The organism is Telluria aromaticivorans, from assembly GCF_013003915.1.
GTDB classification, from domain to species: Bacteria; Pseudomonadota; Gammaproteobacteria; order Burkholderiales; family Burkholderiaceae_D; genus Telluria; species Telluria aromaticivorans.
The window spans coordinates 15,792-34,321 of sequence record NZ_JABAIV010000012.1 but is presented as its reverse complement, the minus strand read 5'-3'; the positions used below and the strand labels follow the sequence as shown (position 1 = coordinate 34,321).

17 protein-coding genes are annotated in these 18,530 nt (G+C 63.9%); 5 read left to right on the top strand and 12 right to left on the bottom strand.

The features are described from left to right. Position 1 precedes the first annotated feature (1 nt). The 4 genes from secD to queA all read right to left on the bottom strand — a co-directional run bounded on the left by secD (position 2) and on the right by queA (position 4,726). Complete coding sequence (gene secD / locus HGB41_RS22000) at positions 2-1,891, bottom strand: protein translocase subunit SecD (protein ID WP_171088450.1); 1,890 nt, start codon at positions 1,889-1,891, stop codon at positions 2-4. A gap of 57 nt (positions 1,892-1,948) precedes the next feature. Continuing rightward, complete coding sequence (yajC, locus tag HGB41_RS21995) at positions 1,949-2,227, bottom strand: preprotein translocase subunit YajC (RefSeq protein ID WP_229423171.1); 279 nt, start codon at positions 2,225-2,227, stop codon at positions 1,949-1,951. A gap of 326 nt (positions 2,228-2,553) precedes the next feature. After that, on the bottom strand, positions 2,554-3,693 hold the full coding sequence (gene tgt / locus HGB41_RS21990) for a tRNA guanosine(34) transglycosylase Tgt (protein WP_171088448.1): 1,140 nt from the start codon (positions 3,691-3,693) through the stop codon (positions 2,554-2,556). A gap of 10 nt (positions 3,694-3,703) precedes the next feature. Further along, on the bottom strand, positions 3,704-4,726 hold the full coding sequence (gene queA / locus HGB41_RS21985) for a tRNA preQ1(34) S-adenosylmethionine ribosyltransferase-isomerase QueA (protein WP_171088447.1): 1,023 nt from the start codon (positions 4,724-4,726) through the stop codon (positions 3,704-3,706). Positions 4,727-4,843: 117 nt separating this feature from the next. On the opposite strand from queA, the gene recG reads away from it, so the two are divergent. Beyond that, positions 4,844-6,904, top strand: coding sequence for an ATP-dependent DNA helicase RecG (gene recG, locus HGB41_RS21980; RefSeq protein ID WP_171088446.1), 2,061 nt, complete (start codon positions 4,844-4,846; stop codon positions 6,902-6,904). Between the two features lie 25 nt (positions 6,905-6,929). On the opposite strand, the gene HGB41_RS21975 is transcribed toward recG, so the two are convergent. The 7 genes from HGB41_RS21975 to HGB41_RS21945 form a co-directional block, all read right to left on the bottom strand. After that, positions 6,930-7,442, bottom strand: a complete 513-nt coding sequence (locus HGB41_RS21975; RefSeq protein ID WP_229423170.1) for a hypothetical protein — start codon at positions 7,440-7,442, stop codon at positions 6,930-6,932. Continuing rightward, positions 7,442-7,810 (bottom strand): glyoxalase superfamily protein, encoded by a 369-nt coding sequence (locus tag HGB41_RS21970; RefSeq protein ID WP_171088445.1) that lies wholly within the window; start codon positions 7,808-7,810, stop codon positions 7,442-7,444. The genes HGB41_RS21975 and HGB41_RS21970 overlap by 1 nt, the downstream gene beginning before the upstream one ends. A gap of 1 nt (position 7,811) precedes the next feature. Beyond that, the gene (locus HGB41_RS21965) at positions 7,812-8,147 is read right to left on the bottom strand and encodes a hypothetical protein (protein ID WP_171088444.1); all 336 of its coding nucleotides are present in this window, start codon (positions 8,145-8,147) and stop codon (positions 7,812-7,814) included. A 192-nt stretch (positions 8,148-8,339) separates the two neighbouring features. Next, on the bottom strand, positions 8,340-9,332 hold the full coding sequence (locus HGB41_RS21960; RefSeq protein ID WP_171088443.1) for a Gfo/Idh/MocA family protein: 993 nt from the start codon (positions 9,330-9,332) through the stop codon (positions 8,340-8,342). A gap of 13 nt (positions 9,333-9,345) precedes the next feature. Beyond that, positions 9,346-10,137, bottom strand: a complete 792-nt coding sequence (locus HGB41_RS21955) for a DUF3025 domain-containing protein (RefSeq protein WP_171088442.1) — start codon at positions 10,135-10,137, stop codon at positions 9,346-9,348. Between the two features lie 7 nt (positions 10,138-10,144). Further along, entirely contained in the window at positions 10,145-11,194 is a 1,050-nt protein-coding gene (pyrC, locus tag HGB41_RS21950; RefSeq protein WP_171088441.1) for a dihydroorotase, read from the bottom strand. A gap of 87 nt (positions 11,195-11,281) precedes the next feature. Further along, on the bottom strand, positions 11,282-12,007 hold the full coding sequence (locus HGB41_RS21945) for an amino acid ABC transporter ATP-binding protein (RefSeq protein WP_171088440.1): 726 nt from the start codon (positions 12,005-12,007) through the stop codon (positions 11,282-11,284). Between the two features lie 252 nt (positions 12,008-12,259). On the opposite strand from HGB41_RS21945, the gene HGB41_RS21940 reads away from it, so the two are divergent. From HGB41_RS21940 to HGB41_RS21930, 3 genes are all read left to right on the top strand, one after another. Beyond that, positions 12,260-13,522 (top strand): dicarboxylate/amino acid:cation symporter, encoded by a 1,263-nt coding sequence (locus tag HGB41_RS21940; protein ID WP_171088439.1) that lies wholly within the window; start codon positions 12,260-12,262, stop codon positions 13,520-13,522. 94 nt (positions 13,523-13,616) lie between these two features. After that, positions 13,617-14,900 carry a metal-dependent hydrolase family protein gene (locus HGB41_RS21935; protein WP_171088438.1) on the top strand — a complete coding sequence of 428 codons (1,284 nt, stop codon included), beginning with the start codon at positions 13,617-13,619 and terminating at the stop codon, positions 14,898-14,900. A gap of 28 nt (positions 14,901-14,928) precedes the next feature. Continuing rightward, positions 14,929-16,008, top strand: coding sequence for a type II asparaginase (locus tag HGB41_RS21930; RefSeq protein ID WP_171088437.1), 1,080 nt, complete (start codon positions 14,929-14,931; stop codon positions 16,006-16,008). 157 nt (positions 16,009-16,165) lie between these two features. On the opposite strand, the gene HGB41_RS21925 is transcribed toward HGB41_RS21930, so the two are convergent. Continuing rightward, the gene (locus HGB41_RS21925) at positions 16,166-18,022 is read right to left on the bottom strand and encodes an ABCB family ABC transporter ATP-binding protein/permease (protein ID WP_171088436.1); all 1,857 of its coding nucleotides are present in this window, start codon (positions 18,020-18,022) and stop codon (positions 16,166-16,168) included. Between the two features lie 62 nt (positions 18,023-18,084). Between HGB41_RS21925 and HGB41_RS21920 the strand changes: the two genes are divergently transcribed. Continuing rightward, positions 18,085-18,525 carry an acyl-CoA thioesterase gene (locus HGB41_RS21920; RefSeq protein WP_371868572.1) on the top strand — a complete coding sequence of 147 codons (441 nt, stop codon included), beginning with the start codon at positions 18,085-18,087 and terminating at the stop codon, positions 18,523-18,525. Positions 18,526-18,530 lie beyond the last annotated feature (5 nt).

Here is an 18,530-nt window from a genome sequence, read left to right as displayed (position 1 = left end):
GTTATTCCTGAGTAGCGTTTTGCTTGTTAGGCGTGAAACCGTCTTTCCAGACCGTACCGATCGAGATGTGGGTCAGTTTCTTCTTGCGGCCATACCAGAGGTTGATGAGGCCACGGGCCACGAACACGGCCGAGAACATCGAGGTCAGGATGCCCAGGCAGTGCACCACCGCGAAGCCGCGAATCGCGCCCGAACCGAACACCAGCAGCGCCAGGCCGACGATCAGCGTGGTGACGTTGGAGTCGAAAATCGTGTCCCAGGCATGCTTGAAGCCGGCGGTGATCGCTGCCTGCGGCGCGGCGCCGCCGCGCAGCTCCTCGCGGATACGTTCGTTGATCAGCACGTTGGCGTCAATTGCCATACCCAGCGCCAGCGCGATTGCCGCGATACCCGGCAGGGTCAGGGTGATCTGCATCATCGACAGCAAGGCCAGCAGGAACAGCACGTTGGCCGCCAGCGCCAGTGCGCTGAAGAAGCCCACCAGGTGGTAGTACAGGATCATGAAGATGGCGATCGCCACGAAGCCCCAGACGGTCGAATACAGGCCGCGCTCGATGTTCTCGGCGCCCAGCTGCGGGCCGATCACGCGTTCTTCGATGAATTCCATCGGCGCCGACAGTGCGCCCGAGCGCAGCAGCAGCGCCAGTTCGTTCGCGTCTTCCGAGGTGCCCATGTTGGTGATCTGGAAGGTTGAACCGAATTCGCTCTGGATGACCGGGGCCGACAGCACGCTGTACTTGCCCTTTTCCTTCAGCAGGATCGCCATGCGCTTGCCGATGTTGTCGCGGCTGGTCTGGCGCATGCGGCGGCCGCCGTCGCCGTTCAGGTCGAGCGAGACGGCCGGCTGCTGATTCGAGTCGAAGCTGGCGACGGCGCTCGAGATCGATTCGCCCGACAGCACGATGTCTTTCGACACCACGACCGGCGCGCCGCGGCCCTCGAGGAACAGCTCCGAGTTCAGCGGAATGGCGGCGGTCTGTTCGGTGCCCGGGGTGACGCTGTTGTCGACCATGCGCAGTTCGAGGGTGGCGGTGCGGCCGATGATGTCCTTGGCGCGCGCCACGTCCTGCACGCCCGGCAGCTGGACGATGATGCGGTCCGCGCCCTGCTGCTGGATCAGTGGTTCGGTGGTGCCCAGTTCATTGATACGCTTGGACAGGGTCGCGATGTTCTGCTTCACGCCGTCTTCGACGGTGCGCTTGAGCGCGTCCGGCTTCAGGGTCACGATCAGCTTCAGGTCGGTGCCGTCGGCGGTCTCGGTGAAGGCCAGGTCGGGCATGCCCGTGGCCAGTGCATTGCGGGCGGCTGTGCGGGTGGCGGCGTCGCGGAAGCGCACTTCCACGGTATTGCCGGCGCGGTCGATGCCGGCGTGGCGGATGTTCTTGTCGCGCAGCTGGCTGCGCACGCTGGCCTGGATGCCCTTGACCTTGGTCTCGAGCACGGCCTTGCCATCGACCTGCAGCAGGAAGTGGACGCCGCCGCGCAGGTCCAGGCCCAGGTTCATCGGCTGTGCACCGATGGTCTGCATCCAGGCTGGGGTGTTCTTGACGAGGTTGACGGTGACGATGTAGTCGGGGTCTTCCTGGTCGCGGTTCAGGTCGCGCTCGAGCGCAAGCTTGGCCTTGAACTGGGCGTCGGTGCTGGCGAAACGGGCACGCACCGAGGTGCTGTTGCCGGTGCCTTCAAGGCTGACCGCGGTGGCGGGAACGCCGGCGCGCTTGAGTGCATCCGCAACCAGGCCAGTCGTGGCGCTGGTGACATTGACCGTCGATTTGCCGGTAGTGACCTGCAACGCCGGCGATTCGCCGAAATAGTTCGGCGCCGTGTACAGCGCGCCCAGCAGGAGCGCGACGGCAATCAGTAGATATTTCCAGACGGGATAGCGATTCATAGTGTTCCAGCGTTCGGTGTTGAGCACGGAACGGCCCCGGAGGGCCGCAAATGGTGCTTACAGGGCCTTCAGGGTGCCTTTTGGCAGCAGGGTCGTCACTGCATTCTTCTGGACCACGATTTCGGTGCCGGTGGCGACTTCGATCGTCACATAGGTGTCGGCTACCTTGGTCACACGGCCGAGGATGCCGCCTGCGGTCGCCACTTCGTCGCCCTTGGCCAGTGCATCCATCATCGACTTCGCTTCACGCTGGCGCTTCTGCTGCGGGCGGATCATCAGGAAGTACATGACCACGAACATCAGGATCAGCGGCAGGAAAGTGGTCAGGCTACCCATGATGCCTGGATCAGCTGCGGCCGTGGTTTGCGCGTACGCGTTGGAAATGAACACAAGAACTCCGATGGTGAGATTAAAAAAATAAGCGGTGTATTCTAGCACCGGCGATGCGGCGCGGACCAATCTGGAGTTAGGTAGGTTCGCAATTCTTAATTGCAAGATGTTGCCGGAAATTTAGGAGACGACGAGGCTCGAAGGGTGGGCAGATTCTGCCCACGCGTTCAAATTGCGGCAATGACGCCCGCGCGCTTGCTCGAACGTTAACTATCACCGCGCGGGCGTTCGTAATTCCGGGCATTGCCCGAAATTACCCCGCCCACCCTACGTTAAACCCCACGCCCCCGATCCGCTGCAAACCGGATCCGGAACTCATTGAACCCATCCACATCGATCGCATCCCGCATCTCCTGCATCAGCTTCAGGTAATAGTGCAGGTTGTGGATCGTATTCAGCCGCGCCCCCAAAATCTCGTTCGAGCGGTGCAGGTGGTGCAAATAGGCGCGCGTGAAGTTCTTGCAGCAGTAGCAGTCGCAGGATTCGTCCAGCGGCGCCGTGTCTTCCTTGTAGCGTGCGTTCTTGATCTTGACGTCGCCGAAGCGGGTGAACAGCCAGCCGTTGCGGGCATTCCGGGTCGGCATGACGCAGTCGAACATGTCGACGCCGTTGGCCACGCCGTCGACCAGGTCTTCCGGCGTGCCCACGCCCATCAGGTAGTGCGGCTTGTTTTCAGGCAGGCGCGGGCCGACGTGGGCCAGGATGCGCTTCATGTCTTCCTTCGGCTCGCCCACCGACAGGCCACCGATCGCCAGGCCCGGGAAGTCGATGTCTTCCAGGCCGGCCAGCGATTCGTCGCGCAGGTTCTCGTACATGCCGCCCTGGACAATGCCGAACAGCGCGTTCGGGTTTTCGCCGCCCTTGAATTCGTTCATCGAGCGCTGGGCCCAGCGCAGCGACATGCGCATCGACTTGGCCGCTTCTTCGCTGGTGGCCGGACGGCCGTCGATCTCGTAGGGGGTGCATTCGTCGAACTGCATCACGATGTCCGAGTTCAGCGAGCGCTGGATCTGCATCGAGATTTCCGGCGACAGGAACAGGCGCGAGCCGTCGATCGGCGAGGCGAACTTCACGCCCTCTTCCGTGATCTTGCGCATCGCACCCAGCGAAAACACCTGGAAGCCGCCCGAGTCGGTCAGGATCGGGCCATCCCAGCCCATGAACTTGTGCAGGCCGCCGAACTTGTCCAGCACCTTGGTGCCCGGGCGCAGCCACAGGTGGAAGGTATTGCCGAGGATGATCTGCGAGCCCACGTCCTTCAGCTCGGTCGGGTCCATCGCCTTGACCGAGCCGTAGGTCCCGACCGGCATGAAGATCGGGGTTTCGATGGTGCCATGGTTAAGCTTCAGGCGGCCGCGGCGCGCATGCGACAGGCCGCTGGTGTCTTTTTTAAGCAGGGTAAATTCGAGCATCGGTATCTATTTAGCGTGATTCTGTGGTCAGCAGCATGGCATCGCCATAGCTGAAGAAGCGGTATTCGTTGGCGATCGCGTGCTGGTAGGCCTTGCGGATCGCCTCGTAGCCGGCAAAGGCCGACACCAGCATCAGCAGCGTCGACTTCGGCAGGTGGAAGTTGGTCACTAAACGCGTGACGGTCTTGAACATGTAGCCCGGCGTGATGAACAGCGCGGTGTCGGCGCTGCCGGCCACCAGCTCGCCCGATTGCGAGCCCGATTCGAGCGCGCGCAGGGAAGTGGTGCCCACCGCCACCACGTCGCGGCCAGCAGCTTTTGCTGCGCGTACCGCGTCCACTGTCTCTTGCGGAATCGTGTACCACTCGGTATGCATCTGGTGCGCGGACAGGTCTTCCACGCGCACCGGCTGGAAGGTGCCGGCGCCCACGTGCAGCGTCACATACGCGAACCCAATGCCTTTCGCAGCCAGGCGATCCAGCAGCGGCTCATCAAAATGCAGGCCGGCGGTCGGCGCGGCCACCGCGCCCGGCTCTTTCGAGTACACGGTCTGGTAGCGCTGCTCGTCGAATTCGTCGGCGGTGTGCTCGATATACGGCGGCAGCGGCAGGCGGCCGTGGGCCTCGATCAGGTCGAACACGTCACCCTCGAAATGCAGGGTGAAGAATTCGCCGGCGCGCTCGCCGGTGGTCACGTCGAAGGCGTCGGCCAGGCGGATGCGGTTGCCCGGCTTGGGCGACTTCGAGGCGCGCACCTGCGCCAGCACCGTGCGATTGTCGAGCACGCGCTCGACCAGCACTTCGACCTGGCCGCCGGTTTCCTTGACGCCGAAGAAGCGCGCCTTCAGCACGCGGGTATTGTTCATCACCAGCAGGTCGCCCGGCTGGAGCTGGTCGAGGATGTCGGCAAAATGGCGGTCCGTAATCTGGTCGCCATCGAGCTGCAGCAGGCGCGAGGCGCTGCGGTCAGGGAGCGGCAATTGCGCGATCCGCTCTGGCGGCAGGTCGAAATCGAAATCGGAAAGCGAGTACATTGTTGTCAATTCTGGGAAAATGGGTGCTGACAGCCTTACAATATAAGTAACAGCGGAGGCTGCAGTGCGCGTGGCGAACCCTCTATTTTACGCCAGCAACCGCTAAAATGCCGCGATATGCCCGCCCCAAAGACCCCTTCCGCTCCAAAAACACTCGAATCGAAGCTCGCCCGGCTGGGCCTGCGCACCGATATGGACCTGGTGCTGCACCTGCCGATGCGCTACGAGGACGAGACCCAGGTGGTCACGATCCGCGAGGCGTGCATGCGCGGCCTGCAGACCTGGCAGGTGGAAGGCGTCGTCGTCAAGAACGAAATCACCTACAAGCCGCGCCGCCAGCTGCTGGTGCAACTCGCCGACGAAACCGGCGAACTGCAGCTGCGCTTCATGAATTTCTACGGCAGCCAGCTCAAGCAGATGGCCGAAGGCGTGCGCATCCGCGCGCGCGGCGAACTCAAACACGGCTTTTTTGGGGCCGAGATGGTCCACCCGGCCTACAAGGTGATTAACGAAGGCGCGCCGCTGCCCACCTCGCTGACGCCGGTCTATCCGTCCGGCGAAGGGCTGTCGCAAACCATCCTGCGGCGCGCGGTCAACGACGCCATGAAGCGGGTCGACTGGCGCGACACCCTGCCCAACGCCTTTCTCTCGCGCCTGCAGCTGTGGGACTTCGAGCCCTCGGTGCGCCTGCTGCACTATCCGCCGGCGGACGTGGACGAATACGCGCTGACCGAACGCTCGCATCCGGCCTGGACCCGCATGAAGTTCGACGAGCTGCTGGCGCAGCAGCTGTCCATGAAACGCGCGCAGCGCGCCCGCCGCGAAAAGGGCGCCCCGACATTGCGGGCGGTCGGACGCTTGTCCGAGTCCTTCCTGGCTGCCCTGCCCTTCCAGCTGACCGGCGCCCAGCAGCGGGTAGTAAAAGAGATCCGGGCCGACCTGATTGAGAACTTCCCGATGCAGCGCCTGCTGCAGGGCGACGTCGGCAGCGGCAAGACCGTGGTCTCGGCGCTGGCCGCCGCCCAGGCGATCGACAGCGGCTACCAGGCCGCGCTGATGGCACCTACCGAGATTTTGGCGGAGCAGCACTTCCGCAAGATCGCCGCCTGGATGGAGCCGCTCGGCGTGAAGGTAGCCTGGCTCACCGGCAGCCTCAAGAAAAAAGACAAGGACGCGGCCAAGGAAATCATCGAGTCGGGCCAGGCCAACCTGGTGATCGGCACCCATGCGCTGATCCAGGACACGGTAAATTTCGCGAAGCTCGGCCTGGTGATCGTCGACGAGCAGCACCGCTTCGGCGTCGGCCAGCGCCTCACGCTGCGCAACAAGGGCAGCGACGGCCTGGTGCCGCACCAGCTCATGATGTCGGCCACGCCGATCCCGCGCACCCTGGCCATGACCTATTACGCCGACCTCGAAGTCTCGGTGATCGACGAACTGCCGCCGGGCCGCAGTCCGATCGTCACGCGCGCCATCGACCAGAACCGGCGCGACGAAGTGATCGAACGGGTGCATGCGGCCGCGCAGGAAGGCCGCCAGGTCTACTGGGTCTGCCCGCTGATCGAGGAATCCGAAGTACTGCAGCTGCAGACCGCCACCGAAACCTACGAGACCCTGGCCGAAGCCCTGCCCGACCTGCAGGTGGGGCTGGTGCACGGCCGCATGAAGCCGCTTGAGAAACAGGCGGTCATGGACGCGTTCACGGCAGGCGAAGTCCACGTGCTGGTGGCCACCACCGTCATCGAAGTCGGTGTGGACGTGCCGAACGCCTCGCTGATGGTGATCGAGCATGCCGAGCGCTTCGGCCTGTCGCAGCTGCACCAGTTGCGCGGCCGGGTCGGACGTGGCTCGGCGGCGAGCGTGTGCCTGCTTCTGTACCAGAGCCCGCTGGGCCAGGTGGCCAAGCAGCGCCTGCTGACGATGCGCGAAACCACCGACGGCTTCGAGATCGCACGGCGCGACCTGGAGATCCGCGGTCCCGGCGAATTTTTAGGTGCGCGCCAGTCGGGCGAAGCCATGCTGCGATTCGCCGACCTGGAAGCCGACCAGTGGATCGTGGACCAGGCGCGCGACGTGGCGCAGTACCTGCTGGACAGCGAGCGGCCCGAATACATGGCGATCGTGGATGCGCATTTGTCGCGTTGGCTGGGCGGGCGCGAGGAATTCCTGAAGGTGTGACCCGCGCGTACTGTGCCAAGCGCAGCTAGTCGGCGCTCGAAGGGAGAACGAATTCCTTTATGCGGCTGACAAGGTGAGTGTCACGCGTTACCACAAACATGTTCGGTGTACCGGCCCCTAATACATGAAGCGGTCGTGTACAGATAATCTGGTCCCAGAAACCTTGGATAGCGCCGACTTCATCAAGCGCCGAGAAATCATACTGATTCACATGGCAGCGTGTCGGCGCCGACTCCGGAACGGTATCAAACACATACCATTCATCGAAGCCCGGTGTCGGCAAATCTTCCGCTTGAGCGATTTCACTGCTGATCGCAACGGCACCAGCAAGCGTCCAGCCAGCTAACAGTTGATCGGTAGAGGGACGATATGGGCCGCTATCGCACGCTACGATAGCAACCCGTTTTTCAAGCACGAGTTCAGGGGCAAAGTGCAACAGATCGGCCAACGAGGGATCCCAAGCGGCGGACCATTGAATTACCGAGTATCCGAAGCGTTCCGTCATGCGCGGCGCGTCATTATTGTCGAGAGGTGCCATCAGGCACCGATCGCGCTCGTAAACGTCAGCCGGTTCCCAAACGGGTCCTTGACCGACATGTCGCGTGAACCCCAGGGCGTGTCGTCGACGCCGGGGCGTGCATAACCGTATTGCTTCGCGATCAGTTCGCGCTGGTAGGCGTCGACATCGCTGGTTTGGATGCGCATCGCCGCGCCGGGGCAGCAGTCGCCATGGTGTTCGGTCAAGTGCAGCACGCAGCCGTCGCGCGACACCTGCAGGTAGAGCGGCAGCGCGGGCTCGAAGCGGTGCTCCCAGTCGACCTGGAAGCCGAGGAAATCGACATAGAACTCGCGCGCCTTGGCTTCATCGAAAATGCGCAAGATCGGTGTGACCGGACCAAGGCTCATCTCATTCTCCCCGGGTCAATTCGACGCCATCGACGGTCATCGTCCACTGCTTGCCTTCGCGGTGCGGCGGCTTGCTGACGATGAAGGTGGAGCGCACGATGCCCCAGCCGACGTCGAAATGGTCGCCGTTGAAGCCCTGCAGTTCCAAACTGAGATCGAGCTTCTTGCCCGGCTGGTCGCGCTTGTACTTGACCTTGCCGTCCTTGGCCAGCGCCAGCTGCATGTCCTTGCCCTGCCAGTTGCCGACATAGGACTGCTTGTCTGCGGGGACAGGCGCGGCACAGGCAGCGCCGGACAGCAGGCCGGCAGCGAGGATGAGGGAAGAGACAATGCGCATGGGGGCTCCACTGGATGAGTAACGTGAGCCCAGTATTCGCACACCCGGCTGCAATGTCAACATGCAGACGCCGGGCCCAGCGGCCGGCGACTCTTAAGTGACAGGCATTAGGGCATTGCCCGAAATTACCCCGCCCACCCTACGATTGATGAGCGGCTCTTGGGTGACCGGCATGGTGGCCATGCGCCTAGATTACCCGCCGCGGTCGGCGCTGTAGGCCAGCCCGACCTGGCGCCGGATCTCGTCCATCACGCCCATCAGCGCCAGCGTTTCTTCGAGCCGCATGGCCGGGCTTTCGGTGAGGCCGTTCAGGAAACAGCGCTGCGCTTCCATCACTTCGTGCACATAGCCGTTGCCGATATACGGCGTGTCGACCGTGCGCGTGCTGCCGTCTTCCAGGGTAACGGTCACGCTGCGCGCGCGGTGGAACATCGTGTTCATGCGCACGTAGCCGCGCGTGCCCGACACCGTCAGCTCGCAGGGTGTACGGGCCTGGAACGAGCAGCTGCAGACCGAAATGCCGCCGCCTTCGTGCCTGAGCGTAAAGCCGGTCTGCACGTCCACGCCTGTTGCGCCCATCACGGCCTGCGCCTTGACCACGGCCACGGGCCCGAGCAGCGCGGCCGCGATCGACAGCGGATAGATGCCGAGGTCGAGCAGCGCGCCGCCGCCGAGTTGCGGATTGAAGACGCGGTGCTCCGGGCCGAAGCTGGCGGTGAAACCGAAGTCGGCGACGACCTGGCTGACTTCACCGATTTCGCCCGATGCGATGATGCGCTGCACCTCCTCGAAGGCCGGCAGGTAGCGCGTCCACATCGCCTCCATCAGGAACAGGCGACGCGTGCGCGCCAGCGTGACCACCTGTTCGGCTTCGCGCAAGTTCATCGTGAACGGCTTCTCGACCAGCACGCCCTTCCCGGCGCGCAGCACCATCAAGGCGTTTTCCGCATGCTGCGGGTGCGGCGTGGCGACATACACCAGGTCGACGCCATCGGCATTGGCCAGCTCCTGGTAGGAGCCGAACGCCGAGGCGCCGCCGAATTCATGGGAGAAGGCTTGCGCCTTGTCGAGGCTGCGCGAGGCGACAGCCGCCAGCACGGCGCCCGGTACGTCCTTCAGCGCAGTGGCGAAGGCACGGGCGATCTTGCCGGTGCCGAGGATACCCCAGCGTACTGCGTTGACCATTGGATGTTCCTTGTTAACTTGTCCGCTTCGGGCGGAAGACGGTGGTGTCGAGATAAAAGTCCTGGTCCTGCCCGGGCCACCAGCCCGGCACGCCGAGCACCGGCAGCGGCGTGAAGCCCGAGGTGCTCAGGCCTTCGCCGGCCAGTTGGGCAGCCACGTGGGCATCGAGCCAGGCGCGCTGGTCGTCATGGCCGAGCGCGAAATAATCATCGCCGACGAAGATGACACGCGTATGCGCAGTGATCGCCTTGCGCGGCGCCACCAGCTTTTCCATCAACGCGTGGCCGAACAGCCAGACCTGCGCATCGGGCCCGAACAGGGCGCGCTTTTCGAACAGGGCGGCGAGCCAGCAGTGGGCACGCAGCTCGTCCACCAGCGCGCGTCCGGCGCTGCCTGCGCGGACGACCATCAGCGCGGCGTTCTCGTCGAAGATGGTGGCCGCGTCGCGCGCCGGGCCACGCGATTTACCGACGCCGGCCTGGGCGATCTGGGCCGCCTGCAGGGCATTGAGCTGGCGCTTGATGAGCGGGAAGGTCTGCCATACCAGCCCGTTGAAGAAATCGTGCAGGTTGTCCCGCGTGGGGACCTGGCCGGTGGCGCCGATGAATTCCTCGTAGGCGGTCCCTTCCGGCAGCGCGCCCTGGGGCACGAAGCGCAGCGGCAGCCCGCTATCGTTGCGCAGGCCGAGCGCCGCCGCATTGCAGTTGAAGGCCTCGATGAACGCGTTATCCGTCAGCGCCAGCCGCGCAAACGCCGGCCGCACCGAGTCGTACCACGGGTGCGACCAGTCGATCTGCGACAGCATTTGCGGCTTACACCATCTTCCAGTTGATGGTTTCGCCGGCATTGAGCGGCACCAGCTGGTGCTCGCCGAACGGCAGGGTCTCGGGCAGGGTCCAGGATTCGCGTCTTAGCGTGAGCTTGCCTTCGTTGACCGGCAGGCCGTAGAAGCCTGGGCCGTTCAGGCTGGCGAAGGCTTCGAGCTTGTCGAGCGCACCGGCCTGGGCGAAGGCTTCGGTGTACATCTCCATCGCGTGCAGCGCGGTGTAGCAGCCGGCGCAGCCGCAGGCTGCGTACTTGGTGTGCACTGCGTGCGGCGCCGAATCGGTGCCCAGGAAGAAGCGCTCATCGCCGCTGGTGGCGGCGGTGACCAGCGCCAGGCGGTGTTCTTCGCGCTTGAGCACCGGCAGGCAGTAGTAGTGCGGGCGGATGCCGCCCTTGAAGATCTCGTTGCGGTTGTAGAGCAGGTGGTGGGCGGTGATGGTCGCCGCGATCGGGCCTTCGGCCTCGGCCACGTACTGGGCCGCTTCCTTGGTGGTGATGTGCTCGAACACGACTTTCAGCACCGGCATGTCGCGGCGCAGCGGGCGCATCACGCGCTCGATGAACACGGCTTCGCGGTCGAACAGGTCGATGTCGTGGTCGGTCACTTCGCCATGCACCAGCAGCGGCATGCCGACTTCCTGCATGACTTCCAGCACCTTGTAGCAGTTGCGCAGGTCGGTCACGCCGCCATCGGAATTGGTGGTGGCGCCGGCCGGGTAGAGCTTGACCGCGTGGATGAAGCCACTGTCCTGCGCGCGGCGGATCTCGTCCGGATCGGTGTTGTTGGTGAGATAAAGCGTCATCAACGGCTCGAAGCTCATGCCCTGCGGAAGGGCGGCCAGGATGCGCTCGCGGTAGGCGCTGGCGGCGGCGGTAGTGGTGACCGGGGGTTTGAGGTTCGGCATCACAATCGCGCGTGCGAACTGGCGCGCAGTGTGCGGCAAGACGTCGGCCAGCGCTGCGCCGTCGCGCAGGTGCAGGTGCCAGTCGTCCGGGCGGGCGATGGTGATGGTGTCGGGGGTGTCGATGGGGGACATGGCAGCTCTCGATTTTCGGATGCCGACATTTTACCCGCAGCGCCGCCCGGACAGCGCGCCGGCCACCCGATCTCGCAGGCAGCTTGTCTAATGAATAATACGGGCCAGGAATTCGCGCGCCCGTTCGGAGCGGGTAGCGGTGAAGAACTCGTCCTTGGGGCTGTCCTCGACTATGCTGCCATGGTCCATGAAGACGATGCGGTCGGCCACCTTGCGCGCAAAGCCCATCTCGTGCGTGACGACCATCATCGTCATGCCCTCCTGCGCCAGCCCGACCATCACGTCCAGCACTTCGCCGATCATCTCGGGATCGAGCGCAGAGGTAGGCTCGTCGAACAGCATGGCCACCGGATCCATCGCCAGCGCACGCGCGATCGCCACGCGCTGCTGCTGGCCGCCCGAGAGCTGGCTCGGGAATTTATCCTTGTGCGCCAGCAGGCCGACCCGGTCCAGGTATTTCAGGCCGCGTTCGAGCGCTTCGTCCTTGCTGCGGCCGAGCACCTTGACCTGGGCAAGTGTCAGGTTTTCGCGTACCGACAGGTGCGGGAACAATTCGAAGTTCTGGAACACCATGCCGATGCGCGCGCGCAGCTGCGGCAGTTTCGTCCTTGGGTCGCCGACCGAGATGCCGTCCACCCGCACGCTCCCCTCCTGAAAGGGTTCGAGCCCGTTGACGGTCTTGATCAGGGTGGACTTGCCCGAGCCGGACGGCCCGCATACGACCACGACATCGCCACGCGCGACCCGCGTGCTACATTCGCGCAGCACCTGGAAGCTGCCGTACCACTTGCTGACGTTCTCGATTTCGATCATCCGGTGCCCATGTTTGCGCCTTTTTGCAAGGCCGGTCTTGCAAGCCCGCGCCCGCTGTTGCTTGCGCCCTTGCTTGTTATGTAAGCATGCTTGACAGCATTTCCAGTGCCAAGGATACTTCGGAACTTGCCATATTCTACAGAACGATCTGGCTGTTTTCCTCCCTGAAGCCAGCGTATTGCCCCAATAAATCCACCAGCGACAGCGCCATCTCGTTGCCGCCGGTTTTGCACAGGTCCACAGGAAGCAGTTATGAATAATCGAAATCGCCTGACCGTCTATATCCTGATCGGCCTCGCACTTGGAATCGTCGTCGGTTACTTCGCCAACGCCAATCTCGCCAATCCAGCCGGCTTCGCCGATGCGATGTCGCTGGTAACGACGCTGTTCCTCCGCCTGATCAAGATGATCATCGCGCCGCTGGTCTTCGCGACCCTGGTGGTCGGTATCGCCAAGATGGGCGATGCCAAGGAAGTCGGCCGCATTGGCGTCAAGGCGCTGGGCTGGTTCGTGATCGCATCGGTCATCTCGCTGTCGCTGGGCCTGATCCTGGTGAACCTGTTCCGTCCGGGCGACGCAATGGCGCTGTCGGGCGCCCTGCCGCCGGTCGGCACCTCGTCGGGCATCGTCACCAGCAGCCTGACGCTGAAGGAATTCATCACCCACCTGGTGCCGTCGTCGATCGTGGACGGCATGGCCAAGAACGAGATCCTGCAGATCGTCGTGTTCTCGCTCTTCTTCGGCACCGCCGCCGCAGCGGTGGGTGCACGCGCCACGCCGCTGATCGACGCGGTCGACGGCGTCGCCCACATCATGCTGAAGGTCACCGGCTACGTCATGAACTTCGCGCCGATCGCGGTGTTTGCAGCGGTTGCCGGCATCATCGCCAAGAGCGGCCTGGGCGTGCTGTCGACCTACGGCATCTTCATGGCCGAGTTCTACCTCGGTATCGTGCTGCTGTGGGTGGTGCTGATCCTGATCGGCATGGCCTTCCTCGGCCCGCGCGTGCTGCGCCTGGTCGCCGAGCTGCGCGAACCGACCCTGCTGGCTTTCTCGACCGCCTCGTCGGAAGCCGCCTTCCCGAAAACCCTGGAAGGCCTGGAGCGCTTCGGCGTCAAGAACCGCCTGGCCGCCTTCGTGCTGCCGATCGGTTATTCGTTCAACCTCGACGGCTCGATGATGTACTGCACCTTCGCGGCGGTGTTCATCGCCCAGGCCTACGGCATCGAGCTTGACCTCGCGACCCAGATGACCATGATGCTGGTGCTGATGCTGACCTCGAAAGGCATGGCCGGCGTGCCGCGCGCCTCGCTGGTCGTCATCGCCGCCACCCTGGCCCAGTTCAACATCCCGGAAGCCGGCCTGCTGCTCCTGCTGGGCATCGACCACTTCCTGGACATGGCCCGTTCGGCCACCAACGTGATCGGCAACGGCATTGCGACCGCGGTCGTCGCCAAGTGGGAAGGCGAGCTGGGAGAACCGGTCAAGGACGTTACCGTTGCGCCGCTGCGCTAAGCGCGGCAGCGTGCAAGATCAAAGCAAGACGAAGGCCTTCCAGTGATGGAAGGCCTTTTTTACAAAGACCTATAAAACTAAACAGGAGCGAGACATGAAACAGCTTTATGCAGCAGGTTTGCTACTTGCCATGGGCGGAGCCCAGGCCGCGACCCAGACGGTCGACTGCGGCCGCCTGCTCGATGTGAAGAGCGGCGCCTGGCGCGAGCGCGTCAGCATCGTGGTCGAGAACGGCGTCATCAAGTCGGTCGGTCCGATGGCCCAGGCGGCTGGGAATATCGACCTGTCGCGCCAGTCCTGCCTGCCGGGCCTGATCGACATGCACGTGCACCTGACCAGCGAGACGATGCCGGCAATCGATTCCTATCGCGACCGCCTCACCGCCGACCCGGCCGACCTGGCCTACCGCTCGGTGAAGTACGCCGAGCGCACGCTGATGGCCGGCTTCACCACGGTGCGCGACCTCGGCGCGCAGGATGGCCTGAACGTTGCGCTCAAGCGCGCGATCGCGGCCGGCTCGATTCCGGGCCCGCGCATGTTCACCGCCGGGAAGTCGATCGCCACCACCGGCGGCCATGCCGACCCGACCAACAACCTGTCGCACTTCCTGGGCGAGAAGATCGGCACCCCAGGACCGGAACACGGTGTGATCGACAGCCCGGAACAGGGCCGCCAGGCCGTGCGCGCGCGCTACAAGGAAGGCGCGGACCTTATCAAGATCACCGCCACCGGCGGGGTGCTGAGCCAGGCCGCCAATGGCCAGAACTCGCAGTACACCGAAGATGAACTGAAGGCCATCGTCAGCACCGCCAAGGACTACGGCTTCCGTGTTGCAGCCCACGCCCACGGCGCCGAAGGCATGAAGCGCGCGCTGCGCGCCGGCGTCGATTCGATCGAGCACGGCACCTTGATGGACGACGAAACCATCGCCCTGTTCAAGAAGACCGGCCACTGGTACGTGCCGACCATCTCGGCCGGCCGCTACGTCGCCGACAAGGCGAAGATCGCGGATTACTACTCGGCGCTGGTGCGCCCGAAGGCCGCGGCCATCGGCCCGCAGCTGCAGGCCACCTTCGCCCGTGCGCACAAGGCCGGCGTGAAGATCGCCTTCGGCACCGACGCCGGCGTGTTCCCGCACGGCGAGAACGCCAAGGAGTTCGGCTACATGGTGGAAGCCGGGATGTCGCCGCTGGAATCGATCCGCGCGGCGACGCTGCACGCTGCCGAGCTGCTCGACCAGCCGAAGCGCCTGGGCGCGATCGAAGCCGGCTTCGCGGCCGACATCATTGCCGTCGACGGCGACCCGCTGCGCGACGTGAAGCTGCTCGAGCAGGTCAAGTTCGTGATGAAGGACGGCGTCGTCTACAAGAAGCTGTAAGGCGCAAGATCAATAGTAAGGAGAGACCATGCAATTCCAGAAGACCAAGCACGCGGCAGCTTCGCTGTTCGCATTTCTGTTCGTGCTGTCGGGCGCAGTGCAGGCGCAACAAGCCAAGCTGCCGAACGTGACCATCCTCGCCACCGGCGGCACCATCGCCGGCACGGGGGCGACCAGCACCACGACGGTCGGCTACACCGCCGCCACCGTGGGCGTGCAGGCGCTGATCCAGGCCGTGCCGGAGATCACCAGGGTCGCCAACGTCAGCGGCGAGCAGGTGTTCCAGATCGCCAGCGAGAACATGAGCAACGAGCACTGGCTGACCCTGGCGAAGCGCATCAACGTGCTGCTCGGCCAGGCGAACGTCGACGGCATCGTCATCACGCACGGCACCGACACGCTGGAAGAAACTGCATATTTCCTGAACCTGGTCGTCAAGAGCAAGAAGCCGGTGGTGCTGGTGGGCTCGATGCGCCCATCGACCGCGCTGTCGGCCGATGGCCCGATCAACCTGTACAACGCGGTGCAACTGGCCGGCTCGCAAGAGGCTGTCGGACGCGGCGTACTGGTGGCGATGAACGACCAGATCAACGGGGCGCGCGATGTCACAAAGTCGAACACGACGACAACCGACACATTCAAGGCGTCGGAACTGGGCATGCTCGGTTATATCCAGGGCGGCAAGCCCTATTTCTATCGCACCGCAACCCGCCGCCACACGGTCGAGACCGAGTTCGACGTGATGAACCTGTCCGTCTTGCCGCAGGTCGAAGTCGCCTATGCGCATGCGAACGTCGGGCCAGTGGCGATTGACGCGCTGGTGGCGTCAGGCGCCAGGGGCTTGGTCCATGCGGGCGTCGGTAACGGCTCCCTGCCGGCCAAGGTACGTCCTGCGCTGTCCGCTGCGCGCAAGAAGGGCGTGATCATCGTGCGTTCGGCCCGGGTTGGCCAGGGCATCGTGGCGCGCAATGGCGAGGCGAATGATGACGAGCTCGATTTCGTGGCGGGGGATAACCTGTCGCCGCAGAAGGCGCGGATTTTGTTGATGCTGGCGTTGACGAAGACGAGCAGCACCAAGGAGATTCAGCGGATGTTTTCTACGTATTGAACGTATTTCTCGTCTGAGCTGCTGATGGTTGAACGCGTGGGCAGAATCTGCCCACCCTACGATTCGCCGCTGCACGTAGGGTGGGCAATTCGTAGTTCAGGCCACTGGCCTGAACTACCTTGCCCACGCGTTCAACCGGCTCAAGCATCACTGCAGTCTATTTAGCAAGCTCCAACGGCGGCGACGCCAATTCCTCATCCGGCCGCGCCAGCTGCCGCTCCCACATCTGCGCATACAGCCCGCGCGCCGCAAGCAGCGTGCCATGCGTGCCTCGCTCGACGATCTTCCCGTGATCCAGCACGATGATCTGCTGCGCGTCCGCAATGGTCGACAACCGGTGCGCGATGACCAGGGTTGTGCGGTCTTTTGCAATCTCCTTGAGCTGCGCCTGGATCGCCTGCTCGGCCTTTGAATCGAGCGCCGATGTCGCCTCGTCGAAAATCAGGATCGCCGGGTTCTTGAGCAGCGTGCGCGCAATCGCCACGCGCTGCTTCTCGCCGCCCGACAGCTTCAGGCCGCGCTCCCCCACCATGGTCTTGTACCCGTCCGGCAGGCTTTCGATGAAGTCGTGGATCGATGCCGCGCGCGCCGCCGCCACGATATCCTCGTGCGAGGCGCCCGGCTTGCCGTAGGCGATGTTGTATTCGATGCTGTCGTTGAACAGCACGGTATCTTGCGGCACGATGCCGATCGCGGCGCGCAGCGAGGCCTGCGTGATGGCGCGCAGGTCTTGCCCGTCGATGCGGATCGAGCCGCCATTCACGTCATAGAAGCGGAACAGCAGGCGTGACAGGGTCGACTTGCCCGAGCCGCTGTGGCCCACCACGGCGGTCGTGGTGCCGGCGGGGATGGTAAAGTCGACGTCGAACAGGATCTGGCGCTTGGCTTCGTAGCTGAATTCCACGTGCGAGAACTCGACCCGGGCCCCCTTGACGGCATCGGTCGCCAAAGGCTGCGCACCCGGGCTGTCGGCCACTTCGCGGTTCTGGTCGAGCAACGAGAACAGGCGCTCCATGTCGGCCAGGCTCTGCTTGATCTCGCGGTAGATCACGCCGAGGAAGTTCAGCGGGATGTACAGCTGGATCATGAATGAGTTGACCAGCACCAGGTCGCCCAAGGTCATCGTCCCTGCGATCACGCCTTCGGTCGCACGCCACAGGATCAAGGTCACGGCGGTGGCGATGATGAGCGACTGGCCGGTGTTCAGCACCGACAGCGAGGTCTGCGAGCGTACCGCCGCGTTCTCGTAGCTCTGCAGGCCCTGGTCGTAGCGTTTGGCTTCGTAGTCTTCGTTGCCGAAGTATTTCACCGTCTCGTAATTGATCAGCGAATCGATGGCCTTGGTGTTGGCTTTCGAATCGAGGTCGTTCATCGTGCGGCGGAAATGGGTGCGCCATTCGGTCACGATGACCGTAAACGCGATATAGCTGACCAGCGCCACGGCCGTGATGATGGTGAACCAGATGTCGTAGTTCAGCACCAGGTAGCCCAGCACGAGGGTGATCTCCACCAGGGTCGGCAGCACGTTGAACAGCGAGTAGGAAATGAGCGAATTCACGCCGCGGGTGCCGCGCTCGATATCGCGCGTCATGCCGCCGGTCTGGCGGTTCAGGTGGAAGCGCAGCGACAGCGCGTGCAGGTGGCGGAACACTTGCAGTGCAATCGTCCGCACGGCACGCTGCGTTACACGCGCAAATAAAAATTCGCGCAGCTCGGTGAACAGCGTGGTCGACAGCCGCAGCAGGCCGTAGGCGACGAGCGCGCCGAGCGGCAGTACCAGCAGCGCCTTCGGATTGGCAGGGTCGATCGCGAGCTGGTCGATCAGCTGCTTGAGCACCAGCGGCACGCCGACGTTGGCCAGCTTGGCGCCGATCAGCGCGCCGAGCGCGGCCATCACGCGCCACTTGTACACCCACAGGTAGGGGAAGAGCGTGCGCAGCGTGGCCCAGTCGTTGCGGGGCACGCCTTTCGTTTCAAGCGGAAGGGGGACAGAACTGGCGGGGGTGCGTCGCATGGCAGGGCTTCTGGATTTATGGTTCAATTCGTGACGATTGTAGCTTTTACCGGAAAAACAAGATGACCACGCCACAAAATCCCCCTGCCGCCCCACTCACGCGTCTGCCTGAAGGCAAGATGCCGGAACTGCGCGTGATGCCTGCGCCGTCCGACGCCAACGTGTACGGCGACGTTTTCGGCGGCTGGATCATGGCCCAGGTCGACGTCGCCGGCTCGCTGCCGGCCACGCGCCGCGCCAATGGCCGCGTGGCCACCATCGCCGTAAATTCCTTCCTGTTCAAGCAACCGGTGTTCGTGGGGGACCTGCTGTCGTTCTATGCCAATATCGTCAAGGTCGGCAATACCTCGATTACCGTCTGCGTCGAGGTCTACGCCGAGCGCAACCGCCTGCAGGCGGACGTCGTGAAAGTCACCGAAGCGCAGCTGACCTATGTCGCCACCGGCCCGGACCGCAAGCCGCGCCAGCTGCCGCCGCTCGATTCGCTGATCTCTCGCGACTGAGCCCC